24 protein-coding genes, 1 tRNA gene and 3 pseudogenes are annotated in these 23,658 nt (G+C 56.5%); 20 read left to right on the top strand and 8 right to left on the bottom strand.

The window, feature by feature from the left end; genetic code table 11:
• Positions 1-411: 411 nt before the first annotated feature.
• The 6 genes and pseudogenes from PI739_RS23345 (at position 412) to PI739_RS23365 (ending at position 4,711) form a co-directional block, all read left to right on the top strand.
• Positions 412-984 (top strand): DUF6932 family protein, encoded by a 573-nt coding sequence (locus PI739_RS23345; RefSeq protein ID WP_223886377.1) that lies wholly within the window; start codon positions 412-414, stop codon positions 982-984.
• Positions 977-1,879, top strand: a complete 903-nt coding sequence (locus tag PI739_RS23350) for a flagellar hook-associated protein FlgL (protein WP_003434725.1) — start codon at positions 977-979, stop codon at positions 1,877-1,879. The genes PI739_RS23345 and PI739_RS23350 overlap by 8 nt, the downstream gene beginning before the upstream one ends.
• A 266-nt stretch (positions 1,880-2,145) precedes the next feature.
• Positions 2,146-2,424: a lipoprotein gene (locus PI739_RS23355; protein ID WP_003318312.1), complete on the top strand. Its 279-nt coding sequence runs from the start codon at positions 2,146-2,148 to the stop codon at positions 2,422-2,424.
• 347 nt (positions 2,425-2,771) lie between these two features.
• A pseudogene (locus PI739_RS25035) lies at positions 2,772-3,512 on the top strand (PAS domain-containing protein); the annotation flags it as partial.
• Between the two features lie 102 nt (positions 3,513-3,614).
• A pseudogene (locus tag PI739_RS25040) lies at positions 3,615-4,082 on the top strand (methyl-accepting chemotaxis protein); the annotation flags it as partial.
• A gap of 143 nt (positions 4,083-4,225) precedes the next feature.
• Positions 4,226-4,711 carry a hypothetical protein gene (locus tag PI739_RS23365; RefSeq protein ID WP_003342242.1) on the top strand — a complete coding sequence of 162 codons (486 nt, stop codon included), beginning with the start codon at positions 4,226-4,228 and terminating at the stop codon, positions 4,709-4,711.
• A 57-nt stretch (positions 4,712-4,768) separates the two neighbouring features.
• Here PI739_RS23365 and gabP read toward each other — a convergent pair whose 3' ends face one another.
• The gene (gene gabP, locus PI739_RS23370) at positions 4,769-6,160 is read right to left on the bottom strand and encodes a GABA permease (protein WP_003434732.1); all 1,392 of its coding nucleotides are present in this window, start codon (positions 6,158-6,160) and stop codon (positions 4,769-4,771) included.
• A gap of 525 nt (positions 6,161-6,685) precedes the next feature.
• On the opposite strand from gabP, the gene PI739_RS23375 reads away from it, so the two are divergent.
• From PI739_RS23375 to PI739_RS23395, 5 genes are all read left to right on the top strand, one after another.
• A complete protein-coding gene (locus PI739_RS23375) occupies positions 6,686-7,459 on the top strand; it encodes an ABC transporter ATP-binding protein (protein ID WP_003318317.1) in 774 nt (257 codons plus the stop codon).
• Between the two features lie 13 nt (positions 7,460-7,472).
• A complete protein-coding gene (locus PI739_RS23380) occupies positions 7,473-8,237 on the top strand; it encodes an ABC transporter substrate-binding protein (protein ID WP_271352214.1) in 765 nt (254 codons plus the stop codon).
• 66 nt (positions 8,238-8,303) lie between these two features.
• Positions 8,304-8,999 carry an ABC transporter permease gene (locus tag PI739_RS23385; protein ID WP_003434735.1) on the top strand — a complete coding sequence of 232 codons (696 nt, stop codon included), beginning with the start codon at positions 8,304-8,306 and terminating at the stop codon, positions 8,997-8,999.
• Positions 8,996-9,685, top strand: a complete 690-nt coding sequence (locus PI739_RS23390) for an ABC transporter permease (protein ID WP_003318320.1) — start codon at positions 8,996-8,998, stop codon at positions 9,683-9,685. Before PI739_RS23385 ends, PI739_RS23390 begins: the two co-directional genes overlap by 4 nt.
• Before the next feature lies 1 nt (position 9,686).
• Positions 9,687-10,958: a methyltransferase gene (locus tag PI739_RS23395; RefSeq protein WP_122265889.1), complete on the top strand. Its 1,272-nt coding sequence runs from the start codon at positions 9,687-9,689 to the stop codon at positions 10,956-10,958.
• Between the two features lie 295 nt (positions 10,959-11,253).
• Here PI739_RS23395 and PI739_RS23400 read toward each other — a convergent pair whose 3' ends face one another.
• Positions 11,254-11,580, bottom strand: coding sequence for a DUF6124 family protein (locus PI739_RS23400; protein WP_003434742.1), 327 nt, complete (start codon positions 11,578-11,580; stop codon positions 11,254-11,256).
• Positions 11,581-12,005: 425 nt separating this feature from the next.
• A complete protein-coding gene (locus PI739_RS23405; RefSeq protein ID WP_080479945.1) occupies positions 12,006-13,031 on the bottom strand; it encodes a J domain-containing protein in 1,026 nt (341 codons plus the stop codon).
• 757 nt (positions 13,032-13,788) lie between these two features.
• Here PI739_RS23405 and PI739_RS23415 point away from each other — a divergent pair.
• The 6 genes from PI739_RS23415 to PI739_RS23440 all read left to right on the top strand — a co-directional run bounded on the left by PI739_RS23415 (position 13,789) and on the right by PI739_RS23440 (position 17,506).
• A tRNA-Thr gene (locus tag PI739_RS23415) sits at positions 13,789-13,864 on the top strand.
• A 131-nt stretch (positions 13,865-13,995) separates the two neighbouring features.
• Positions 13,996-14,142, top strand: a complete 147-nt coding sequence (locus tag PI739_RS23420) for a hypothetical protein (protein WP_003372246.1) — start codon at positions 13,996-13,998, stop codon at positions 14,140-14,142.
• A gap of 601 nt (positions 14,143-14,743) precedes the next feature.
• Positions 14,744-15,775: a DUF5118 domain-containing protein gene (locus tag PI739_RS23425; RefSeq protein ID WP_308456716.1), complete on the top strand. Its 1,032-nt coding sequence runs from the start codon at positions 14,744-14,746 to the stop codon at positions 15,773-15,775.
• Positions 15,776-15,784: 9 nt separating this feature from the next.
• Positions 15,785-16,513, top strand: coding sequence for a hypothetical protein (locus tag PI739_RS23430; RefSeq protein WP_003372252.1), 729 nt, complete (start codon positions 15,785-15,787; stop codon positions 16,511-16,513).
• A gap of 325 nt (positions 16,514-16,838) precedes the next feature.
• On the top strand, positions 16,839-17,162 hold the full coding sequence (locus PI739_RS23435) for a type II toxin-antitoxin system RelE/ParE family toxin (protein ID WP_003372254.1): 324 nt from the start codon (positions 16,839-16,841) through the stop codon (positions 17,160-17,162).
• Entirely contained in the window at positions 17,159-17,506 is a 348-nt protein-coding gene (locus PI739_RS23440; protein WP_058416218.1) for an addiction module antidote protein, read from the top strand. The genes PI739_RS23435 and PI739_RS23440 overlap by 4 nt, the downstream gene beginning before the upstream one ends.
• A gap of 89 nt (positions 17,507-17,595) precedes the next feature.
• Here PI739_RS23440 and PI739_RS23445 read toward each other — a convergent pair whose 3' ends face one another.
• Entirely contained in the window at positions 17,596-18,240 is a 645-nt protein-coding gene (locus PI739_RS23445; RefSeq protein WP_003372258.1) for a histidine phosphatase family protein, read from the bottom strand.
• Between the two features lie 99 nt (positions 18,241-18,339).
• Entirely contained in the window at positions 18,340-18,681 is a 342-nt protein-coding gene (locus PI739_RS23450) for a DUF5713 family protein (protein ID WP_003372260.1), read from the bottom strand.
• 189 nt (positions 18,682-18,870) lie between these two features.
• Here PI739_RS23450 and PI739_RS23455 point away from each other — a divergent pair, with 189 nt between their 5' ends.
• On the top strand, positions 18,871-19,293 hold the full coding sequence (locus tag PI739_RS23455) for a DUF1493 family protein (RefSeq protein ID WP_096127784.1): 423 nt from the start codon (positions 18,871-18,873) through the stop codon (positions 19,291-19,293).
• A 308-nt stretch (positions 19,294-19,601) separates the two neighbouring features.
• On the top strand, positions 19,602-20,339 hold the full coding sequence (locus tag PI739_RS23460; RefSeq protein WP_103736210.1) for a hypothetical protein: 738 nt from the start codon (positions 19,602-19,604) through the stop codon (positions 20,337-20,339).
• Positions 20,340-20,349: 10 nt separating this feature from the next.
• Here the strand turns inward: PI739_RS23460 and PI739_RS23465 are convergent, their stop codons facing one another.
• The gene (locus PI739_RS23465; RefSeq protein ID WP_080479946.1) at positions 20,350-20,823 is read right to left on the bottom strand and encodes a GNAT family N-acetyltransferase; all 474 of its coding nucleotides are present in this window, start codon (positions 20,821-20,823) and stop codon (positions 20,350-20,352) included.
• A gap of 151 nt (positions 20,824-20,974) precedes the next feature.
• Positions 20,975-21,475, bottom strand: a pseudogene (locus tag PI739_RS23470) (GNAT family N-acetyltransferase); the annotation flags it as partial.
• 160 nt (positions 21,476-21,635) lie between these two features.
• On the opposite strand from PI739_RS23470, the gene PI739_RS23475 reads away from it, so the two are divergent.
• Positions 21,636-22,130 (top strand): hypothetical protein, encoded by a 495-nt coding sequence (locus PI739_RS23475; protein WP_003372272.1) that lies wholly within the window; start codon positions 21,636-21,638, stop codon positions 22,128-22,130.
• Positions 22,131-22,167: 37 nt separating this feature from the next.
• Here the strand turns inward: PI739_RS23475 and PI739_RS23480 are convergent, their stop codons facing one another.
• Positions 22,168-23,442, bottom strand: a complete 1,275-nt coding sequence (locus PI739_RS23480; RefSeq protein ID WP_003434784.1) for an OprD family porin — start codon at positions 23,440-23,442, stop codon at positions 22,168-22,170.
• Positions 23,443-23,658: the final 216 nt, after the last annotated feature.

Below are 23,658 nucleotides of genomic sequence, written 5' to 3' on the forward strand. Positions count from 1 at the left end.
CCTCGTGCGGGCTTTTTGTTGTCTGGGCCTAACCTTCCTCGTATCCCCAAAGCTCGGCACACAACCCGTCCATTGACAAGCTCGACCACTGAACGATGCCAATCATTCAGCACGTAGCTAAATTGCTGAGTACCGGCTGATACCTATGGTCGTTGAGCGCTATGCTCGCTGAAGCAGACATCTTCTATCCAGCCCTGAAAATCTGCTGACGCGCGAGCGCTCGAAACTTTGCGTACAACGTTTGCGCTTGCCCGCATTTTGCGTTGCATGACAGAGTGCACATATGCACTCCCGAAGGGGGAAGCCAAGTCATCTGGCGAGCTGAGGGTATAGGCAAACCAACGAACCGGCGGGGGTGTACTGCAATAAACAACGCAGCTGGCTTCCTCGGCTGGACCATGGCACACGGAGGTGAAGTTGATACCACTATGGGATCATCAGGGGGTAATTCCGCCGATCAACGAGCGGAATCCAACATCTTTTGAGCGAGCGCCCTATCCGACAGACGTAAAGCGGTTGATTGATCGCTTCTCGACTACCTTAGAAAGATGCGAGGTGCTTGAGGGCTTCCTGTCTCATCGATCTGAAATCCATCGCATGGGTATCGTTTCGGGCATTCAGTGGCTTAACGGCAGCTTCATGGAGAACGTGGAGATGCTGGAGGGCCGCCCGCCCAACGATATGGATGTTGTGACATTCGCCGATGTGTCAGCCGCCATTCAGCAATCATTGACCGCTGATGATGTTCAAAAGCTGACGGACACAGAATGGATCAAGACATCGTATAGAGTCGATTTTTATATAAATCTGCTCTCTGACCCACCCGAAACACTCATTGAGCTTGCGGCGTACTGGTACAGTATGTGGTCGCACAGAAGATCTCAGCAATGGAAAGGATTTCTGAGCGTGAAACTCGATCCATTGCATGACCAAGCTGCGGCCGACCTTTTGGGGATTCGAAAGCGGGAGCTCCAGAATGAATAGAACTGAATTCACTCACGCACAGGCAGAAATCGGTTTCCTGGACCGCATCGCTCAGAAGCCAGGTCTGAGCAACCTTTCACGTCTTTCGCTGCGAGCCAGGAAGAATCAGGTAGGCGCAGGTCTTCGAGAGCCTGGCCGCGGCGCATTCTCACCCGCTAAAGCAGTGGTTACTTACCGCGGAACTCCAGTCAGAGGGGTACACGGTATAGGTGCTGAGTTTGGGGCCGCGGTAACCACAAAATTTTCCGATGCCGTATCGGCTATTGCAGCCTCTATAAGCGGTGTTCTGAATGATTTTGGGCCAATCCCAAACAAAGCTCAAAACCAGATACTGATCACAGGGACGGCACTGGGCTCATTTGGTTTTGAGTTTGAGGAAGCGCCAAGTGGTGACCCTCAGCTCACACTGGAGGGGACTACGCCCGTCTCGCAAGCTTTCGAGCTGGTTGCAGAACTTCTTGAGGCATCCACCAAAGGTGATGAGGAGTTGTCAGAGCCAGCGTCTAGGCTTGGTACAAGGGCTATTGCCACGGTCTCAGAGTACCTGGACAAACTAATAGCCTATGAAGCCTACTGCTCCGTAACAACCAGAGACCACGTATTTTCCTTTACCAGCGTTGATCAGGTTCGCATTAGCAGATCGCGCCTGAGCGTGGAAAACATCACTGAAACCGATATCGAGTTCAGTGGCGAATTTCTTGGCGCCTTTCCTGCAGAACGTCGCTTCGAATTCAAAACCCAGGAAGGCACAATTATCCACGGACGGATTGCTGCCGCAATTGAAAACCCGGCAATAATTAACACCCGGCTAAACCAGACATTCACTATTGGCGTAAGCGCGAGAACAGTGGGAAATGGCAGGCCAAGGTACACAATTTCCAAACTTCCTTGGTAAATGCTGGCCCAGCCTGCAGCTGGGCTTTTCATTTCTCCCTCCCTGATCCGATCCTTGGATATCGACCTGCCGAGGTCATGTACAGTCAATCTGCGAAGAAAGGTATCAACCCGAATCGCTTCCAGATAGCGCTCGGCCACAGGTGCGAAACGATGCTTCGAGCCCCTCAAGACCAGCAATCCAGAGCCCTGCCACCCCCATCCCATTGAACTAATTTTCCCCGCCCACCCTCGAAGCCATACATTTGCTTCCACAAGGAAAATTCCGTGCTCAAGTTAACTGCCTCCGCCCTCATCCTCGCCGCCACTCTGGGTCTGGCTGCCTGCGACAGCAAATCCGAACAGAAGGCACAGGACGCTCAGGCGCATCAGGAGAAATCCCAGGAGAAGATGGAGTCTGCTCAGGACAAAGTGAACGAAGCGGCCAAAGAGAACACCGAAGCGGCCAAGGATAAAGCCGAGTCCAAGGAAGCGGCTGCCGAAGAGTCGAAGACCTTCGTGCCGACCTCCGAAGTGACCAATACCATTCAGCCTGAAAAAAAGTAAAACAGTGAAAACTCTTCACAAAGTTTTCACAGCGGCCGCGTCATTGTAGAGCTGCTCCCAAGTGTGAATCCTTAAGCCCGCTCCCCCATCGCGGGCTTTTCTTTGTCCGGAATTTGGCGAGCAGACCCTCTGCGCGCCAGCCCCGCACTCATTGCCGCATGCTTTTGTCGACAAATCAGCTCCGCGCGTTTCTCTGGCGCCAAAAAATACTTGATTTATTTTTTCAATTGTTGCAATGCGCATTCATGCTGCAGCCTTTCGAGTCGATAGCCTCATCACAGTAGGTCCGCAAACACACCGAGGGGCACGTTATGTTCGGAAATAAGAACAAAGCTGAGCTGACGGCCATGAAGGCCCAGGTAGATGGACTCAACGGACTGACAAGCGCGCTGGAAAAGTCGATGGCGGTGGTCGAGCTGAGCCTCGATGGCAAGATCCTACGGGCCAACGATAACTTCCTCGCGGCGATGGGCTATCGCGCCGAAGAGCTGGCAAGCAAGACGCATCGCGACTTCTGCGAACCGGAGATGCTCCGCAGCCGCGAGTATGCTGACCTCTGGGCATCCCTGAAGGCCGGGAAATTTATCTCCGGCACCTTCAAACGCGTTGGCAAGAACGGTCACAGCGTCTGGCTTGAAGCCAGCTACAACCCGGTCGTTGACGCGCAGGGCAACGTCGTCAAGGTGGTCAAGTACGCCTTGGATGTCACCGCACGCGTGATGCTGGAGAACGAAACCAACAGCAAGCTGGCAGCGGTAGACCGCGCGATGGCTATCTGCGAATTCGAGCCCAACGGCAATGTGATTACGGCCAATAACAACTTCCTGAACGTCATGGGCTATGCGCTGAACGAGATCAAGGGTAAACACCACCGAACCTTCTGCGAGCCGGCACTGGTCAACAGCCCGGAGTACGCCGAGTTCTGGCGCAAGCTGAACCACGGCGAGTTCATCGGCGACCAGTTCAAACGCATCGGCAAACAGGGTCGGGTTGTCTGGCTGGAAGCGACGTACAACCCGGTTTTTGATGTCGACGGCAAACTCTACAAAATCGTCAAGTTCGCCAGCGACATCACCCACCGCGTTGAAAAACAGGAAGCGGACGCACACGGTGCATCGCGCGCTTACCATATCTCGGCAGAAACCGAGAAAGTGGCTGAACAGGGAACCCTGGTCATTCAGGACACGGCGCGGGAGATGCGCCAAATCTCCGAAAACATCGGTGCATCGGCAAAGCTGGTGAGTCAGCTGGGTGATCGCTCCGAGCAGATCACCGCCATCGTCAACACCATTCGCGGCATTGCCGATCAGACCAACCTGTTGGCGCTCAACGCAGCCATCGAGGCGGCTCGGGCGGGTGACCAGGGCCGCGGGTTTGCCGTGGTGGCCGACGAAGTCAGGCAACTGGCGGGACGTACCAGCGGCTCGACCACCGAGATTGCCGAAATGATTGGCAAGATCCTCGCCGAAACACGCGAAGCCGTGGCAAGCATGGGCGCGACTCAGGAAGGAGCCATTCGCGGTGTGATACTGGCAGACCAGGCCGGGCAGGTCATCGTGCAGATCCGCGATGGCGCAAGCGATGCGGTCGAAGCCGTCAGCATGTTCGCCAACCGCATGGATGAAGCCGAAGCGTTCGCAAAGCCGGGCAAACGGTGACGCGTCGGTAACACCCCGCAAATCAAAAACCCGCGCGCTGCGGGTTTTTTATCGCCCACCAATTACCGCACAAACCTTGGTTATCGGGCTCGTCTGCGCTTCAATAGCGGCCATTGCACCTCACGCCAGCCAAAGGACCGCTCATGGCCTCGCCAGACAAGCAGCAAAAACGTGCCAAGCGCGCAAAGATCAAGGCCAAGCAGAACCGCTCGGGCAAGGCTGCAACCAGCCTGGTTCATCCGGTGTTTGCCTCGGCACTGGTCAACCAGCCGTTCGATGACGTCGAACTCGACCTCAATACCTTCGACTTCAGCGACATTGTCGAGAACGGTTTTGACCCGGCTGACTACGACGACCTGTTCACGGCCATGAAGCAAGCGGAGGCCATCAGCCAGCTCGCGCTGTGCGTCGTCTTCCTGCAATACCCGGTGCTGGCACTGGTGATTTCCGAAGAGGACGAGGACCCGGCCACGGACTTTATGATGGGCCTGCTTATCGTGTACCGCGCGATGTACCACGATGAGGACGAAGACAGTGCAATCGAGTGGATCGAAAGCCCTGCCTTCCAGAAGGATTACACGCTGGCGTCCGACCTGCTGATGAAGAGAGACACCAGAGCCGCACGCTAATGCAAGCTCGTACCAATGCATGACATTGGCACGAGCATCATCCGCTAAGGGGCGCGATCAACCCAGCGCAGCAGCGCCCACGCGACCGGCCTTGCGGCGACGCGATACGATCAGGCCAGCGCCGATCACCAACAGGCTGAGTACGCCGGTGGCGATGATTTCGAGGCGATGCTCTTCCTGCAGCAGCATGATGGTCAGCACCGCGACGATGAACGCGATCACAGCCCAGGTCAGCCATGGGAACAGCCACATCTTGAAGTCGATGGCCTCGCCTGCAGTAATGCGCTTCTGGCGCATACGCAGCTGCGACACCGCGATCACCAGATACACCAGCAGTGCGATGGCACCGGAGCTGGCGAGCAGGAAATCGAATACGGCCGCAGGCGCGATGTAGTTGGCGAACACGGTCAGGAAAGCCGCCGCAGTCGACATGAGCACCGCCCAGTGAGGCGTACCGCCCTTGCTGGTGCGCTTCGACACGGCAGGTGCATCGCCGCGCTTGCCCAGCGAGAACAGCATGCGCGAAGCGGTGTACAGGGCCGAGTTCAGGCAGCTGGTCACAGCAACCAATACCACTAGGTCAACAATCAACTTGGCGTTCGGAATGCCCATTGCATCGAGCACGGTCTGATAAGAACCCACCTCGGCAAGGCGCGGGTCGTTCCACGGCACCAGCGACACCACGATGAAGATCGAAACCAGATAGAACAGGAAGATCCGCCAGATCACCGAGTTGGTGGCCTTGGTGATCTGCTTGCCAGGATTCTTGGACTCGGCCGCTGCGATGGTCACGATCTCGGTGCCCATGAACGAGAACATGGTGGTCAGCATCGCTGCCAGCACTGCGCCCATACCGTTGGGCAGGAAGCCGCCGGTGTCGAACAGATGGCTGACACCGCTGACGTTGCTGGTGGGCAGCAGACCGAAGATCGCCGCAACACCCAGCACCACGAACGCGATGATCGCCACGACCTTGATCAGCGCGAACCAGAACTCGAACTCACCGTAGTTCTTCACGCTGAACAGGTTGGTCGCCGTCAACACCAGCGTGATGACCAGCGTGAACATCCAGATCGCGATGTTGGGGAACCAGGCGTGCAGGATGGTTGCAGCAGCGTTGGCCTCCAGTGGAATCACCAGCACCCAGAACCACCAGTACAACCAGCCGATAGTGAAACCGGCCCAGTGACCGATAGCGCGGTCGGCATAGGTTGAAAACGAACCGGTGTCAGGCGAGGCAACGGCCATTTCGGCCAGCATGCGCATCACCAGCACCACCAGCGTACCCGCAGCGGCATACGCCAGCAGCACGGCAGGGCCGGCTTCGGCAATCGCGTGGCCGGAGCCGACGAACAAACCGGCGCCAATCACGCCAGCAATCGACAGCATCGTAATGTGTCGAGGTTTCAGCCCTTGTTCGAGCTCGGAAGAGTTAGCGGTACTGCTCATAAAACCACCTGTGCAAGACGAGCGAGGCACACCGGAGCGTTACGTAAAAAGAAACCTACGGTGCCGTTCTTTATATTTGACGCAAGAATTGCGCCAAAATATTTCGAAAACGACGTCGCTTAGAGAATACGAGGCCTGTGGCTTGACCCGTGAAGCATGCAAGACGATGGCTTTTCTTAGCTGTCTGTAGGATTTGTTACCAAACGCCTCAGATTCGTCTATATGCACGCACCAAAAATGCCCCAAACCTTCTTCCAAGCGCAAACATGGTGCAGAAATCAGACCGCCGCTCAGCAAATGCTACTTCCAACACCAGGCCAAAGCTGGCAACATCGCGCCTTTTTCGCGCACGCCCCTGTTTTACAGGGCATCATGCTTGCCTTCTTGCGACCGTCCGCTGCCCGGATGAGACAACCCGTCGAGCGCCTCCACGCTGGACGCCAGACGTCGATGGTTGTCCTTTAAACGCTGTGCTAGCTTGGCGTTCGCTGGCAGCCAGCGCGCACACTTCAATGAGGACCCCACATGGCCGAGGCCACGCCCGCCCTGGAAATCCGCAACCTGCACAAGCGCTACGATCAGCTTGAGGTGCTCAAAGGCATCTCGCTGACGGCTCGCGACGGCGACGTCATATCGATCCTCGGCTCCTCCGGTTCCGGCAAGTCCACGTTGCTGCGCTGCATCAACCTGCTGGAAAACCCGCATCAGGGCCAGATTCTGGTGGCCGGCGAAGAATTGAAGCTCAAGGCCGCGCGCAACGGCGACCTGATTGCCGCCGATAACCGGCAGATCAATCGCTTGCGCAGCCAGATCGGCTTCGTGTTCCAGAATTTCAACCTGTGGCCGCACATGAGCGTGCTCGATAACATCATCGAAGCCCCGCGTCGCGTGCTCGGTCAGAGCAAGGCCGAGGCCATTGCGGTGGCTGAAGAGTTGCTGGCCAAGGTCGGTATCGCCGACAAGCGCCATGCCTACCCCGCGCAACTTTCCGGCGGACAGCAGCAACGCGCCGCCATTGCGCGTACGCTGGCCATGCAACCAAAGGTTATCCTGTTTGACGAGCCGACCTCGGCCCTCGACCCGGAGATGGTTCAGGAAGTACTCGGCGTCATCCGCGCACTGGCTGAAGAAGGCCGGACCATGCTACTGGTGACCCACGAAATGAATTTTGCACGTCAGGTATCAAGTGAAGTGGTGTTTTTGCATCAGGGAATGGTCGAAGAACAGGGCACACCGCAGCAAGTGTTCGAAAACCCGCTGTCGGCAAGGTGCAAACAATTCATGTCGAGTCACCGCTAACGGAGCAACACCCATGCATTCGTACAAAAAGATCTTGCTGATCGCAGCGGCCACCCTTGCCTTCAGCGGCAGTGCCTTTGCTGAAACAATGAAAATGGGCATCGAAGGTGCCTACCCGCCGTTCAACAACAAGGACGCGAGTGGCCAGGTGGTGGGCTTCGACTATGAAATCGGCCAGGCCCTGTGCGCCAGGATGAAGGTCGAGTGCGAAGCGGTGACGTCAGACTGGGACGGCATCATCCCGGCGTTGATGGCCAACAAGTTCGACTTCCTGATCTCGTCGCTGTCGATCACCGAAGAACGCAAGCAGGTGGTCGATTTCACCAACCCGTATTACTCGAACAAGCTGCAATTCATCGCGCCGAAAACCTCCTCGATCGACGTATCGAGCACTGAAAAAGCCAAAGAAAGCCTTGCCGGCAAGTCAGTGGGTGCACAGCGCTCGACACTGGCCGCCACTTGGCTGGAAGACAAGCTCGGGATCATGGACGCCAAGCTCTATGACACTCAGGAAAACGCCTTCCTCGACCTGTCCTCCGGTCGCGTCGACGCCATGCTGGCCGACAAATACGTCAGCTTCGAGTGGCTGAAAAGCGAAGCGGGTCAGAACTTCGAGTTCAAGGGCGAGCCTGTCGTTGAAGACGACAAGATCGGCATCGCCGTGCGCAAGGGTGACGACGCCCTGCGCGAGCGCTTGAACGCGGCCCTGAAAGAAATCATCGCTGACGGCACCTACAAGAAGATCAACGACAAGTATTTCCCTTTCAGCATCCTCTGATTCACCTGACCGCGTCGCCGCCGCTTCCTGTCGAAGCGCGGCGACCGGCCCTGACAAAGCCTGCCCATGAACATTGATCTCCACGGATTCGGCCCGGCCCTTGCGGCTGGCGCGCTGATGACGGTCCAGCTTGCACTCTCGGCCCTGTGCCTGGGGCTGATACTCGGACTGCTCGGCGCCTTGGCCAAGACCTCGCCCTACAAGCCGCTGCAATGGCTGGGCAGTACCTACTCGACCCTGGTACGCGGCATTCCCGAACTGCTTTGGGTGTTGCTGATTTACTTCGGCACCGTCAACGGCATGCGCGCTCTGGGCAACCTGTTCGACATTCCTGACCTGGCCCTGAGCGCCTTTGCTGCCGGGGTCATCGCCCTGGGCATTTGCTTCGGTGCCTACGCGACCGAAGTGTTTCGCGGCGCGATTCTGGCCATCCCCAAAGGCCATCGTGAAGCCGGGCTGGCGCTGGGCATGTCACGCTCGCGCATCCTCTTCAAACTGGTCCTGCCGCAGATGTGGCGCATCGCCCTGCCCGGCCTGGGCAACCTGTTCATGATTCTGATGAAAGACACCGCGCTGGTCTCGGTGATCGGCCTGGAAGAAATCATGCGCCACGCGCAGATCGCCGTGGGCTTCACCAAGCAAGCGTTCACCTTCTACATGGTCGCGGCCTTCATGTATCTGGGCCTGACCGTGCTGGCCATGGCCGGCATGTACTTCCTTGAGAAGCGCGCCAGTCGCGGCTTTCTGAGGAGCGCGTCATGAACTGGGAAGTCATCATCAAGTGGCTGCCACGCCTGGCACAGGGCGCGACCCTGACCCTGGAGCTGGTGGCGATTGCCGTCATCGCCGGGCTGATCCTCGCCATCCCGATGGGCATTGCCCGTGCATCGCGCCACTGGCCGGTGCGCGCCCTGCCCTACGCCTACATCTTTTTCTTCCGCGGCACGCCGCTGCTGGTGCAACTGTTTCTGGTCTATTACGGGCTGGCGCAGTTCGAGTCGGTGCGCCAGAGTGCGTTGTGGCCGTACCTGCGCGACCCGTTCTGGTGTGCCGTGGTGACCATGACCCTGCACACCGCCGCCTACATCGCCGAAATCCTGCGTGGCGCCATGCAGGCGGTGCCGCCAGGTGAAGTCGAAGCGGCACGGGCGCTGGGCATGTCGAAATGGAAGGCGCTGTTCTACATCGTCCTGCCTCGCGCAGCACGCATCGGCCTGCCGGCCTACAGCAACGAAGTGATCCTGATGCTCAAGGCCAGTGCGCTGGCCAGCACCGTCACCCTGCTGGAACTGACCGGCATGGCGCGCACGATCATCGCCCGCACCTACCTGCCGGTGGAAATCTTCTTCGCCGCCGGCATGTTCTATCTGGTCATGACCTTCGTGCTGGTGCAGGGCTTCCGGCTGCTGGAAAAACTATTGCGTGTAGACGCAAGCCAGGGTCGCTGATATGAAAGGTGCTGGCGTCGATCCAGTCAGCACCTTGCCACACGAGGCCGCCACCATGCCCTCTGAACCTCGCTTGCAGGATGAACACCTCAGCAGCCACTTTGGTGCGCTGGACAGCTTCCTGTTCGCGCATCAGGCCTTGTGGCGACCCAAGCCGTTCACGCACCTGGCCCTGCCATGGGAAGACAAATACCCTGACCTCGCGCACTGGCTGCGGCAACGCACGCTGGAACAGGCCGAGGCCGCGCACAATCACCCGGAACACCTCGACGCGCCCTTTCCGTTCAAGCAACTGGCCGCCGAAGCCGTCGCGCTGAGCCACGTCGCCGAACTGCCCGTGCACGCTCTGCAGCCGGTCGATGCGCGCATGAGCGTCGATGTGCCGGGGCGCAAGTGGCAGCAGATCGAAGCCTTCGCCAGCCATCTGGACATGCGTGACAGCACAACTCACTGGCTGGACTGGTGCGCTGGCAAAGGCCATCTGGGGCGCCGCCTGACCGGGCCCGGCCAGCGTCTGACCTGCCTGGAGCACGACCCGGCGCTGATCGAAGCAGGCCTGGCCCTGAGTACGCGGCAAGGCATCGACGCCAGGCATGTGCAGCAGGATGTCATGGCCGACGACACGTGGCGCTACCTGCAACCCGAACACACGCCTGTGGCGCTGCATGCCTGCGGCGACCTGCACATTCAGTTGATGGAGCTGGCCAGCCAGACGGGCTGTCGGCACATGGCGATTGCGCCGTGCTGCTATAACCGCACCCGGCACGACCTTTATCAGGCGCTGTCCAGCGAGGGCAAGGCGTCCGGCCTGAAGCTGTCGCGAGACGAGCTGGGTCTGCCACTCAGTGAAACCGTGACAGCCGGCGCGCGCGTACGCCGTCAACGCGACATCTCGATGGCCCGTCGCCTGGGCTTCGACCTGCTGCAGCGCCGCCTGCGCGGCATCGATGACTACTTGCCCACACCGTCGCTGCCAACGTCCTGGCTGGATGCGTCCTACGCTGACTACTGCAACCATCTGGCAAAACTCAAGCATCTGCCTGCACCGGGTCAACAGGACTGGTCTGCGCTGGAGGCCGCTGGCTGGAAAAGACTGGCCGAAGTGCGCAACCTGGAACTGGTCCGCGATCTGTTTCGGCGTCCGCTGGAGATGTGGCTGGTGCTGGACAGAGCGATGTATGTGCGTGAGCAGGGTTATAGCGTGAGCGTTGGCACTTTCTGTGACAGCCGGATTACACCGCGCAACCTGCTGATTCTGGCTCGAAAATCGTGACGTAAATCGATTGAGCAACCTGTGGATAAGTCTGTTGATGAAAATGTGGATGAGTGCGTTAAAGCTTGGCGCGCCAGTTACTGAAGCCCCTTATTTTTTTCCGCAATCCTTCCCGTAACCCGCAAAAACAATGCCTTGCGGCTCAATGCACCCGACTGCACACAATTACCCGACTGCGCAAATCTTTATCAGCAAATTGTGCATAAAGATTTGGTAAAGGCTCTGGCGCAAGCGTTTTGCGCGGCCCAATCGTGCACATGCAGACGCCTGTGCACGAGCTGTCCGACGTAAGATTTCAGACCTCTTCGACACACTCCAGCGAGCGCTCGACCATGACCTTGGCCATTTCCAGCATGTGCATGGAAGCGAACGCCAGATCGCGTTGCGAACCGGTCAGTTCATCGCCGAGTTCGTGAGCGGTGGCCGATGCGCAGCGCAGAAAATCCAGCGCGTGCACCAGGGTGGCTTCCAGGCTGATGAAGTCGAACTTGCTGTCGTGGGGTTCCTTGGCCGGTCGGGAGATTGGCAGGTAACACTCCATGGCGCGCTTGACCACAGCCTTGTCGAAGACCGGTGCGGCGCTGGACGGTTTGTTGGGCGGATCGGGGGTTACTTTGACCATGCTTTAGCTCCTTCTATTGAAGTCGCTGCCATTCCGCTACTAAACGAAAAGGCGGCAACTGTACGCGAGTTAGTAGACCGGTGAGCTAAGAACCGGCGCACCCGAAGGTGCCAAGCGCACAGTCGCCATAGCATCAGGATGAAGCCTAATGAAACGCGGCTGTGTTACGCCTTAACTCACTGCGGGCTACTAAACCCGATCGCTGATGGGCAGCGACGGGGCGGAGATTAGAAGCCCAGACAGAGGGGCGCAAGCGGTCGGGGATTCTCTCGGAAATGTCCTTCAAAAGAAAGAGACGGTGCCTGCAAAAACCGGCCTGAAAGCGTTGCAAAACATGATCTCAACACAGGTGCGCAGAACCCGTGGGAGCGAGCTTGCTCGCGAAGACTGAATACGCAGCGCCGCATTCCTGTCATGACTCACTACTAAAACTGATCATCCTTCAACCGCGCAAACGGCACACTGCGGTTCTGCAGCTTACGCAACGTCAGCTTGTAGGCACTGGACTTGATCTGACTGCCCATCGGCGTCTCCTCCAGCAAAATCCTGCCCGACGCAAAAGCACAGCCCGTGCTCATCATCTTGTACTTGAGCAGGTACAGCCCCGGGTCCATCTTGGCGAACACAAACACCGCCCCGGCCGGCACAAACGCATGCCGAAACGCCCTGCGCCCCACCGCATCCGTGACCTTGGCATACACCGCCGACTCGCCCGCCGAGTTATCCACAGTGATCTGCGACCAGCCGTTGTCCTTGAGCACCGGCATGTCCTTCACATAGCCCGCCTTGTCCGGCCACGGCGCGCCCATCGGATCAAGCGCCGGCACGCCACATTCGGACGCCGCCGCATCCACCGTCTTGGCTGGGCTCGCTACAGGCTCCTCAACCGGCGCGGCAGGCATGACAGGCGCGGGCTTGACCCACGTCTGCGCAACCGGCGCAGGCTCGGACGGCACAAACGACTTGCCTGCACCCGGGTCGTAGCCCATCCACGCGCCACCCGCGCAGAACACCGCAAACAACAGCGCCCAACGCCACGCACTGCGACGACGCTTGTCACGGGAAGGGGATGCAGAAGCATAGGCAGAAGACTTGGGCGCCGGCCCCGAGCGAGCCGCCTGAGACGGCGCAGCAGCAGTGGCTGCAGAAGTGGCCGCATACACATGAACCGCCTGCCCACGGGCTGCATGCGCCTGCTTGCGGCGCGCAGCGTCCATACGCGCCTTGTGCTCGTTGGCAGCGAGCTGCGCATCATAAGCCGCACGCCGCGAAGGGTCAGCCAGCACATCGTGAGACGCGTTGACGACGCCCATCATCTCCGAGGCGTAAGGATCTGGATTCCTGTCAGGGTGCAGCTTCTGCGCCAGCTTGCGATAAGCCTTCTTGATCTGCTCAGGAGAGGCATCGCGAGCGACACTCAGCAGCTCGTAATGCGTAGGCGTTCTCTGCATTGCACTTGCTGTCCATGGCCGACTGCCATTTTCGATACAGCTGTATCGGCCAAAAAGCCGGTAGCTCCAGTGCAAATCCGACGCAACAGCAACCAGCGCACAGGAAAATGCCCGAATCCAGAGGATCCGGGCATTTCTTGAAACATCGATGAAGCCTTCGTCGGCATCCAGACGCACATTCATGCGATTCAGACAGCCATCCTCAGCCCACCCTGCGCAAAGCCAACAGGCCAGGCGCACCTGCAAATATCCTTCAACAACTCTTCAGCGAATGACCAGCCTGCGGCAAACAACACCCCAAACCTGGTTACGATCCATCGCATCACTCATCAGATAGTCCTTTATCTGCCTGGCTGAAAAGCCAACGACCCGTGCTGCTGACTCAGTAGCCTGGGCCGTTGAGAACAAGCCTATGCAAAGCCCTCCTGCCCCGCAACTGCTCAAAAATGGCGGGGTCGGATGGGTGCCTTCTTGAGCGCCAGATAGCCATCAAGGCTAGACATATCGGTTTGCAAGGCCAAGTGAAAAATCCAGCGTTCCGTGATGCACAAGCCGTGTGCGCCAACGGCAAAATCAACGCCCGAATTCAACGCCATCCGCCCTGCCACACAGACCAATCCGTCCAAACCAACAGAAACGTCCTGCACCACCACCTGCCCACATCCGACCTGAAGCGCCAATGGTCGATTTTTTTCAACTGAATCAGACAGCTAGGCTTTACAAGCGCATCAGACTCTATATACTCGCAGCCCATTACGCCGGTATAGCTCAGTTGGTAGAGCAACTGACTTGTAATCAGTAGGTCCCGGGTTCGACTCCTGGTGCCGGCACCATACAAGGTTTCAAAGGTGGTTTTTGCAGCCTTTGAAATCTCCGAAAAACCCGCCTTTTGGCGGGTTTTTTCGTTTTGGGCTGGAAAACCCAGATTGAGACACTATCTGCGACGTCGAGCCAGGAGGCTGAAATGAGATTTCTTGAGCTCTACCTAAAGGGCGATGTGGTAGAAGAAGATATCCACCGGTTCGTGGAAGACTGGCATGAAGGACGCGAAGGTGCAGGCATGGAACTGCACGAATATCTCGGCATGAGCTGGGAAGAGTATGGGGTGTGAGTAGCAACCCTGGCAGCCCTAGCTTTCATACTGACGGCTAGAAAACAGGGCAGTTCTCTGGGTCAGTAGCTCTCGTATCGGCCAACCTGCCGGTAAAGCGATAAGGGTGCAAAATCAAGAGATGCTCAAGCTCCTGGTAATGGCGTTAGTGGACAAACCTGATAGACATCAGGGACTTGATCGGTGGTGACACATCAAAATGCAGCAGCAATGTCACCCACCAACTGGAAGGCCGCAATCCCACCTTCCCATTGGTGTCTTTCTTCAAGTAGGATAAACACGATGCGATGCTCAGTTGTTGTCGCCCTATGTGCGCTTGAGAAAACCTCCAAGGACGTGAGGGTCAGTGCATTTACTAACCCGGATGAATTCAATACACGAGCATAAAGCTAGGTTAGGATCCCAGGCGCTAGTCGTGGGCAAGAGTTAAAGGATATTTGCATGATCACGAAAAATGCGCACTATAGGTTGAGAGTTGCAATAGTTGATCTAGAAGCGTTGCCAGTGACCACTAGCATCTATCAATCGCACATGATTATGCAGAAAATGTCAGCTTAAAGCGGTTATCGCTAAGATTATGGCCAGACAAGGGAATATCTGTGTGAATAAGTATTTAACCCCGCCAACTTCAGCACGTTTAAGCTGCACTCAAAGGCAATCAGGCTTACTGGGAGGAGGCTATCAGGCAGCCTCTGGAGGGACTGCAAGCAGCTATTATATGCCTCTCTCTAACTTCGCAGGCACCTATGAAACGGACGATTACAATGCTGCGTTATACCTTATTTATCAGCTGTCCTCGCCTGACGAACAATTGAGTGCGGAGGAATCAAAAAAAGGAGCCTTGTTACTTCGTGAGATATTTCAGAGATTGGAGACCGGTGCAAAAATCTCGGTAGAGGCTCTAAAATCTCTTCAACAAGCTGCCGAAAATATTCCCGAAATCGGTCCTTTGATGTTTTCGCCAGGAAACTTAACAGGAACCGTTGCTACCGCCGCAGGGGCAGTCATGGCGGCGGCACAGACCAAAAAAGTCATGGACCTTTTAGACTTGACCGCGGCCCAAAAAGCGAAGCTCAACTCATGGGCTGACGCTAGGGGTACGGCAAGCGCCAGATCGGCGAGCAAAACGTTTAAAGGGACAATTAGAATAATTTCAAAAGAGGGGAAGTTATTTTTTGAAATACCAACAACAGCTGTAGCTCGGCATTATATATTAATGGGAAAAGTTGGACAATCGGTTGCCCACATACCGCTAATTAATACCAATACCGCATTGAGTCAAAGTGCCCGACTGCATGCTGACGGTGCCACTGGAATACTGAAAAGACTAGGCGGCCCCTATGTCGGCATGGCAATAGCAGTTGGCCCTCAGTTAGCGATCGACGCATCAAACTCTCAATCCTGGAAAGAGCTGTATAATAAATCTGCGGATAACCAACCGACTAACGTCATTTCAGCCGTCGCAGGTATTGGTGGAGGTTCAGCGGTGGGCATTGTAACTGGCGCGCTATCTTTGCCTGCAGCGCCTCTTGCAGTAGTAATTGGCGTTGGCTTTATTGTAGGCCTAGGCGTACAGTGGGTAATTGTTGAAAATGGTTGGGATAAAAAAATTGGAAAAGCACTACAAATATGATGGCCTACTATGATTGACGCAGATAAGCTAAAGCGTGGAAGCTGGACATTGCTAGGGACACTGATCCTTTTTTTAGCTCTGGCCCCTTCTAACCTGCCTTACTTTTGGCATTTATTTTTTATTACTTCATTCTTAGCGTTTGCATGGACGTTGTACTTAATATATATGTGCGAGCGCTACACTACTTACATGACTTCGCTGATTATGTCAGCAGCTGGTTCCTTCTCTCTGCTCGCCAGTAGCGCTGCTTATTTCGCTGCGGCAAAATTTTGGGGTAGAGAAAGCATCCTTACGGCTATGACAGGCTTGTTACCATTAGTTCTATCTGTTTTGATGTATCTTTTCCTGGCCAGTACTAAACCTTCTTTTCATCCTTTTGAATATGACGGAATAAAAGTTCAAACACGCCCACAGACGACGCAACGTCGTTCGACTGTATATAATCCAATTCTGGTGGCCGGTATAACAACCTTGGCGGCCAGCATGTTTACTAAGGTGATGGGGGCGCTCACCTCTGGGCTAGTTGCAACGTTCGGCCTTATCGCATGTAGCTTGACGTTGTTATTCTACGCACGCCACGTTATTAGAGGCCTACGCGCCCTACGCATAAAAGAAAAAGCCATGCCCTCTCCATACACGTTCATGCAAATCGATGAAATTCGAGAGGCTCGCAACCGCTGGTGGCTGGGCAGATTGCTCAAGTGGGTAACCGCGCGGGGTAAATCTTCGGATACATGATTTGAATGTCCTTTTTTTTCTAGGCGATATGAATGGTTCGACTCCTAACGCCGCACTAAATATGAAAGAAGGGTCCGCCGCGATGCAGTCCCTTTTTCCCTCAGCCTTAATAGCGACCTATGCAGGGCATTTAACGCATACGTCAGCGCTCATCAAGCCTCCGCCACCTCTCCTGCAACATTTCGCCGCTTTATAACAGCCCCTCGTAAACGCCAATTTCTGTAATTCCTCAATCTGAATCACAGCTTCGCTCATTTCCGATCAATAGCATGCTGTCGATAAGGATATTCAACCATCTATCTGTCTCTTTTAAGGTACATTCCTCATGTACGAAGTGGAACACGTACTGTCTGCCAATGGAGTGGATATCTATCAGGGTTGGCTCGACACCGTTCGAGACACGCGATCCAAAGCAAGAATCACTACCCGGATCGACCGAGCGGCGCTTGGCCACTTCGGCGTAACCGAGCCGGTGGGTGATGGGGTCTTTGAGATGAAGCTGGATTTTGGGCCTGGATTTCGGGTGTATTACGCGATTCAGGGCCAAAAAATACTTTTTCTCTTGGGTGGCGGCTCAAAGGACAAGCAGCAAAACGACATTGACCAAGCCAAGGCTCTATGGAAATGGCACAAGGTGAAAAATAAATGACGACTCGTACGCGCTCCCATGATGAAAGCGTTCTGAAAATGCTCCGTGAGGACGAAGCGTTTGCCATCGAATACCTGTCTGTTGCGCTGGAAGAAATCGACGAAGATGGGGGTGAAGACGTTTTCCTTACGGCCATCCGTCGACTGATCGAGGCGAGAGGTGGCATGGGTAATCTGTCGAAGAACACGGGCCTGGCCAGACCTAACCTTTACAGGTCTATCGCTGCTGGCGGCGACCCGAAGCTTTCCACCATCCTCAAGGTGCTCCAGGCACTTGGCGTGGGAATGTCGAAGGTCGTTTCGCACAGAGCTGACATGTGCAACCAGAGCCCCGATCAGTGGTGATTCCTCCGCCCGAAATGGCGCCGCTTTCACGACAACGAGCAGTTTTTTGTAGTCGTCAGAGCGCCATCTGCAAGTGAAGCTGTTTGGCTTCATCTGCTCTCAGCGTTTTGTGAGGGTTGTGAGCATATTCGCCAGTCATCAGCGCCCACATGCCTGAACAGTATGTAGCCACCACCGTTAGCCACATGGTTCTTGATTTCATACTCCCGCCAGTCCGCCATCGCTTGCCCACAAATGTCTTTCGGCTTGCGCTCGATCAGCCAGGCGATGGCACTGATGAATTGCCCATGCGAAAACACTGCGATGTCCTGGGCAGGATGCTCCGCAAGTCGAGCCAGGAAGGCCTGCGCTCTGGTTATAAATCCTGAAAAAGATTCGGCGCCTGCTCCATCCGTAAACGCCGGGTCTGACTTGGCCCAATAGGCTTCAACCCAATCCCGCCTCTGAGCACCGGTTGTGTTGGCACATCGCGCGGGTTCGAGGTAGGTAAATTCTTGAATGGGCCAGGTTTCAAGCGGGGTGGCAGGGAAAGTAGCTGCGGTCGCCGTGGCGGTTGCCTGCGCTCGGGAAAACGGCGAGGCGACAATCAAATCCGGCGCATGAGTGAATGATCGGGCCACTGACTGCGCTTGCTCTACCCCCTTCAACGTGAGAGGGATAGTCGCGTGATCCACACTGGCTTCGCCTGCGTTGGCAGCGCTTTGTCCGTGGCGAATTAGTCTGACCTGCTTCATTAATCAGAGACTCGCGTAAGAGGCAGAGGCTGAGCGCATTCAAGCGTATGCCCCCTTCTGGCAAAACCTGTCAGCATCAGGGGGCATAAAGGCGGTTGATTACCACTCACGCGGCGCAATCAGCTCCTCAATGTCCGCGTCGGTGAAACCATAAGCGTCTGCTATCCGTACGAAATCATCGGCAATGGTTTCGCGGGCGACGGTTTCGATCTCACTGCCGTTCTCTTCAAACACCTCCTCCAGCTCGTTGATTTGCTCTGTCGCTTTGTGAGTCAGGGCATACAGCGCGTCCAGGTCGGAAGGCTCTTGTTGCTCGATTTCGCGACACAGGTTGACCAGCACGTCTTCGCACATTTTCACAACGGCATCAGGGAAATACTCATCCTGATACATGCCTTTCAGGAAGGTGTGTTTGGCCATGGCTTCATTGGTCAACTGCATGGGTATCCCTCGTCGATGTACAGTAGGCGCTCAGTGAGTCCAATTGAGGTGACAATCGGAGATGCATTACAAGATTATTGCCCATTCTGCAGGCTGGGCGTATACGGCGGCGGAGCCAGGGCTGATAGCCTGCAAGACATTTGTAACTGAAGACTCCATTGTGAGCACCGAAGATCAGGTTTTCTAACCATGAACGAACCCCTTGATTACAAAATAATGGATAGCATTGTCGTCTGCATCAACGATACCGCGGGCTTTGGAAGAAAGGCGTTTGAAAGCTTCAGCTTGGCGACCGATGTCGCGAGGGACATGGGCGTTGATGGCGACGATGCAAATGATCTGATGGTCGAGTTTTTCGAAAGGTTCTCTATCGATCTTAACGATTACGACCCTTATCGGTACTTTTTGGAAGAAGGTTTCAACTTCTTTTCCTTCAGGCGCGCCAAAGACAGACGCGGAAACATTCCATTGAGGGTGGGCATGTTGTATTCAGCCTTGAAAGCAAGACGTTGGGATACGCACGCATTTGAACAAGCCACATTCAGCGATGCTCCACTGTATGAGCGCACAGAAGATATTCCGATTGATGGCTACAAGATAAAGAGCCGTTGATCTTGCCTACGTGATCCGCTTGGTATGCATGTTATACTCCAAGCGCCTTACGAAAAGTGAATGCGCTCGGTGATGACGTCAGGTCGCAGCAATCCACGTAATTCAACCCCCCTTTCAGCGTGACGGAGGTTTCCTGTGCGCGTGGCCTTGAGCAGGCCGCGACGTGCCAAGTTCTATCGGGAAACAAAAGCTCCCGAGGCAAAGCTCACGGAAACAACCTGAAAACCTTCGTCCTCCCCAAACTCCTCAAGCTTCCCACCCACCCCGTCGATACCCTCCATACAACCCCGCAATCATGGATCGATGAAATGGTTATCTCACTAACCCCCGGTAACAACACCTCTCCAACCATCACCCTGCCCAATTCCGGCATCACGCTCACGCCGCAGCCGCTCACCGATGCGCAGAAAGAAGCGTTTAAGAACGCTGCTGCCAGTACGCCCGCTGTCGTTTATCACCCGAGTACCGAAGTGCCTGCGACCACTGAGCCGATGGAAGCGGTTGATACCTGGATAGGCCGCTCGCAGTCGCCTGATTTCCCAAAGATGGCGGCGCAGCACAGTAACTCGACGGAGGCGCTGAAGACGTCGTATGAAGCGTTCACGTCGACGCTGGCGTCGGTGTATCCGGATCTGGCCAGCAAGAAGTTTGGCTTCACGATTGAGGCAAACGGCAATCTGAAGGCGACCAACAGTTCCGGTGAGTTGAGCGATGCGGATACCAAGCAACTCAATACACTGTTGAATGCGTCCAGCGGGCTGAAAGCCGCTGCGGCTACCTATCGGGAGACGGCCATTGATCTGGTCGACGCCGATTCGCCCTGGAGCGGTAGTTATCTGGGTCGCTACAACCTGAACAAGGAGAACTTCGCCAACTCTCTGGATCTGGGCGCGTTGTTTATTCCCAAGACGTCGACGCCATCGAAAGATCAGATCGACGGTATGTTCTTCAATCAACTGGCCTACAAAGGTGAGCTGCACACCCAGGAATCGGAGGCGGCCATGCTCGCAGCACGTGCGGCGGAGAAGGCTGCCTCGGCGGGTTGATCCCAACCCGTCAGCACATCGGCAGACGTGGCGGGCGGAGATAGTAGTTATCGAACTCGCCGCTCTCAACGAGCTGAAACCCGTGGCGGACGTAGAAGCGGTTGGAGTCGCTTTCTTTCAGGGCGCCCACTCGTACTGTGGATGCGGTTGCGTCCGCTTGCGCGAACACTTGCCGAAGCACGGCAGCACCAATGCCCTGCCCTTGAACAGCGGGCTTGATGTACAGGTGATCCAGCAACAGACCATCGCCGGTTGGTTTGACTACTACGAAGCCGACCTTGCTGCCGGCGACCTGAATGTAGTGCGTGCATGACGCAGAAAACCCTTCACGAAAACGCTCTCGGGCGCGCACCGGATCGAACCGGCCAACGCGCTCGAGGCTTTCGCGCATGGCTTCGATACGGATGGCCACCAAGGTTTCGAAGTCTTCGGGCTGGACCGTTACCAGGGTGATATCGGGTTCGATCTTGCGGGTCAACGGCATTCGGGTCGCTCCCTGTTTATTGAGCAATATCACTTGGGCTGGTGGTGATGGGCAACAGGTTAATGCCGGGTCGGCCTCTACGTCAGACGTTCGAAGTGCCTGCTTGCAGCGCTCGCGCCAACCTCTCCTCCCGCGTCATCTCCCAGACTTATACCTCGAACCGTCCGCCAACAAACTCCCCGTCCTGGGTGCTCACTTTGCGCATGCCTTCGCTGATCGAGATGCGCCGCGAGGCTTCATTGGGGGCGGCTTTGGGCACTTGCATCAGGGGCATGCCCATCACGTCGAACCACTGTCGATTGATCACGCGGCAGGCCTCTTTCATGTAGCCGTGGCCGTGCCAGTCCGGGTGCAGCCAGAAGCCTCGGTTGTTACCGGGATGGGTCATCAGGGTGATGCTGCCGATGATGTCGCGGGGCGCGCTCTGCAGGCGGATCATCCAGTGCCATTCGGTGCCGTTTGCTATGGCGGGCAGTGCGACGTCCTGAATGTAGCGCAGCGCACCGTCCTGTGGATAAGGCCAGGGGACGCGTTTGTTCAGGTAGCGCACGATGTCCCAGAGCGGAAAGCGTTGCTGAACCGCAGGCGCATCCTCAAGCTGCAGTGGCGTCAGCAGCAGGCGGTCGGTGTGTAGCGTGGGGGTGATGTTCATGACGATGTCTCTGTTCGTCGAAACGTGCTCACTGGATGAACGGTCCCGTATGCCGGGGATTTAAGTCGAACTGCTGGCTGCAGGTGGGGGTCTATCCAGCACCTTTTATACATCGGTAACACCAGTGCCCAGAATCATAACGGATGAAACACCCGCGAAAGTGGTGGATGAGCAGCAGGTCAAATTGTTTGGCTCGCCCAAGGAACGGCTGGATTTTTATCGACGCGAAATTCATTACGAAACCACCAACCTCTCCAACCGCACCAACGCCTATTTGTCGGCGCAGTCATTTCTGGTGATTGCTTACGCGTCGTCGATGGCCAACATGAACACGGCCTGGGGCGCGATGTTCACGCTGGTGGTGCCGCCGATGCTGGCACTGTTGGGGCTGCTCAGTACGCTGTTCGCCTGGCCGGGTATTCGGGCGGCGTGCGACATCATCCAGCACTGGCATCACAAGCAGGCGCAACTGTTGCTCAGCGAGCCGGTCATCGGGCTGACCTATGACGATTCGCCGTTGTTCAGCGATTGGGAGTCCAGCGAAACCGGGCCGAAAAAGTCCTTGCTGTTCTCCAAGCGCAGTCCTTGGCTGTTCAGCTTTTTCTGGATATTCCTCGGCAGTTTCGCAGTGTTTGTTCAGTTGGTCGCGGACTGAGTCAGGCGACGGCCTTTGCCAGGCCGCCGCCCTCGGATCAGAAAACGTTGATCGGGTAGTCAACGAAGATGCGTGTCTCGTTGCCTTCGCTGTTGTAGGCCTGTGCATCGTCTGAGACCCGCAGGAACGAGTTGCGCAGGCGGATCGAGAGGTCTTTGGCCGGGCCGCTCTGAACCACGTAGGTCAGCTGGCTGAAGATTTCGCGTTCAGTGCCGTCGCCGCTGCCTGCGGTGCCATCGTCGATATTATCGCCGCGTACGTAGGCAGCCTTGTAGCTCAGGCCGGGCAGCACCAGTCCGGACAGGTCGATGCCATACGCCGCCTGCCACGAGCGTTCGTCCTTGCCGTTGAAGTCGGACCAGTAGGAGTTGGCGAGGTAGATGGTGTTACCGCCATCACCATAACCGCCGTCGTTGCGATAGCCGCCGTAGGCGTAACCCATGTCACCGGTGCTGCGCTGATGCGCCAGGGTGAAGGAGTGGATGCCCACGGCCCAGGTCGCGGCCAGGCTCCAGATCTTGTTGTCACGTGCGTCGCTGGCCGTGAAGTCTTTGTCCAGTCGGGTCTTGTAGCCATTGAAGTCGAAGGTCAGCGACTGGTCTTGCGGCAGGGCGAAGACGTAGTTCAGGTTCAGGTACTGCTTCTTGAACACGTCTTCGTTGTCCGAAGCATAGAAAGCGGCGCTGAACTCATCGGTGAACTTGTAGCTGGCGCCGTAGACGTTGATGCTTTTCAGGTCACCACTGTCGCGACCTTCGGCGCTCTTGCGCGCTTCCTGGGTGAAACGCCCGGCGACCACTTCCAGCCCATCGATCTCTTTGGAGGTGATCAGCGTGCCGGTGTAGCTTTCCGGCAGCAGGCGGGAGTTGTCGTAGCTCAGCACCGGCAATTGCGGCATCTGATCGCCGTACTTGATGACGGTATTCGAGAAGCGCGCTTTTACCGCAGCACCTGCACGGGACAGGTCATCGGCAGCCGCGCCGCTGTCGCCCTGCTTGAAGAAGTCGATGCCACCATTGCCACTGCGGCCCTTTCCGCCATCGAGGCGAATACCGTACAGCGCAAAGGCGTCGACGCCCACGCCAACCGTGCCCTGAGTGAAACCGGACGCGAAGGTGCCCATGAAGGCCTGGCCCCATTCGGATTTGTCTTCACGGTCGTTTTTGTAGTCGCGATTGATGTAGGCGTTACGCAGGTTGATGTTCAGGCTGCTGTCTTCAACGAAGCCCTTCGAATCCGCCTGGCCCTGCGCCATGGCCTGACTGGCGCTGATGATGCCCAAAGCGAGCATGCCCATACGTGTGTTAAGCATCTTGTCTTCCTTGTTCTGCAAATGACATGCGCTGTGGCGGCGGCCAATGACCGTCTGGCTTCCAGCCTCTGATCAGGCGGTGGAGCGCCGCACGAGGTCATCGCAGTGGACTACGAAGCACGTACAGGGAGTGGAGCCACAGGCAGTGGGGGCGCGAATCCTAGTTCGGGTGCCTGGGGGTGTCAAATGTGTAGATGGACGGGTTGGGGCGTGGTG

Origin of the sequence: Pseudomonas cerasi, assembly GCF_027983475.1 — a bacterium.
Classification (GTDB): domain Bacteria; phylum Pseudomonadota; class Gammaproteobacteria; order Pseudomonadales; family Pseudomonadaceae; genus Aquipseudomonas; species Aquipseudomonas cerasi.

Excerpts from the sequence above, each read along its gene's own strand:
- PI739_RS23350 (WP_003434725.1), top strand. The coding sequence starts at position 977 with ATGAATAGAACTGAATTCACTCACGCACAGGCAGAAATCGGTTTCCTG.
- PI739_RS23365 (WP_003342242.1), top strand. The coding sequence starts at position 4,226 with ATGGCCTCGCCAGACAAGCAGCAAAAACGTGCCAAGCGCGCAAAGATC.
- gabP (WP_003434732.1), bottom strand. The coding sequence starts at position 6,160 with ATGAGCAGTACCGCTAACTCTTCCGAGCTCGAACAAGGGCTGAAACCT.
- PI739_RS23375 (WP_003318317.1), top strand. The coding sequence starts at position 6,686 with ATGGCCGAGGCCACGCCCGCCCTGGAAATCCGCAACCTGCACAAGCGC.
- PI739_RS23380 (WP_271352214.1), top strand. The coding sequence starts at position 7,473 with ATGCATTCGTACAAAAAGATCTTGCTGATCGCAGCGGCCACCCTTGCC.
- PI739_RS23385 (WP_003434735.1), top strand. The coding sequence starts at position 8,304 with ATGAACATTGATCTCCACGGATTCGGCCCGGCCCTTGCGGCTGGCGCG.
- PI739_RS23390 (WP_003318320.1), top strand. The coding sequence starts at position 8,996 with ATGAACTGGGAAGTCATCATCAAGTGGCTGCCACGCCTGGCACAGGGC.
- PI739_RS23395 (WP_122265889.1), top strand. The coding sequence starts at position 9,687 with ATGAAAGGTGCTGGCGTCGATCCAGTCAGCACCTTGCCACACGAGGCC.
- PI739_RS23400 (WP_003434742.1), bottom strand. The coding sequence starts at position 11,580 with ATGGTCAAAGTAACCCCCGATCCGCCCAACAAACCGTCCAGCGCCGCA.
- PI739_RS23405 (WP_080479945.1), bottom strand. The coding sequence starts at position 13,031 with ATGCAGAGAACGCCTACGCATTACGAGCTGCTGAGTGTCGCTCGCGAT.
- PI739_RS23420 (WP_003372246.1), top strand. The coding sequence starts at position 13,996 with ATGAGATTTCTTGAGCTCTACCTAAAGGGCGATGTGGTAGAAGAAGAT.
- PI739_RS23430 (WP_003372252.1), top strand. The coding sequence starts at position 15,785 with ATGATTGACGCAGATAAGCTAAAGCGTGGAAGCTGGACATTGCTAGGG.
- PI739_RS23435 (WP_003372254.1), top strand. The coding sequence starts at position 16,839 with ATGTACGAAGTGGAACACGTACTGTCTGCCAATGGAGTGGATATCTAT.
- PI739_RS23440 (WP_058416218.1), top strand. The coding sequence starts at position 17,159 with ATGACGACTCGTACGCGCTCCCATGATGAAAGCGTTCTGAAAATGCTC.
- PI739_RS23445 (WP_003372258.1), bottom strand. The coding sequence starts at position 18,240 with ATGAAGCAGGTCAGACTAATTCGCCACGGACAAAGCGCTGCCAACGCA.
- PI739_RS23450 (WP_003372260.1), bottom strand. The coding sequence starts at position 18,681 with ATGCAGTTGACCAATGAAGCCATGGCCAAACACACCTTCCTGAAAGGC.
- PI739_RS23455 (WP_096127784.1), top strand. The coding sequence starts at position 18,871 with ATGAACGAACCCCTTGATTACAAAATAATGGATAGCATTGTCGTCTGC.
- PI739_RS23460 (WP_103736210.1), top strand. The coding sequence starts at position 19,602 with ATGGTTATCTCACTAACCCCCGGTAACAACACCTCTCCAACCATCACC.
- PI739_RS23465 (WP_080479946.1), bottom strand. The coding sequence starts at position 20,823 with ATGCCGTTGACCCGCAAGATCGAACCCGATATCACCCTGGTAACGGTC.
- PI739_RS23480 (WP_003434784.1), bottom strand. The coding sequence starts at position 23,442 with ATGCTTAACACACGTATGGGCATGCTCGCTTTGGGCATCATCAGCGCC.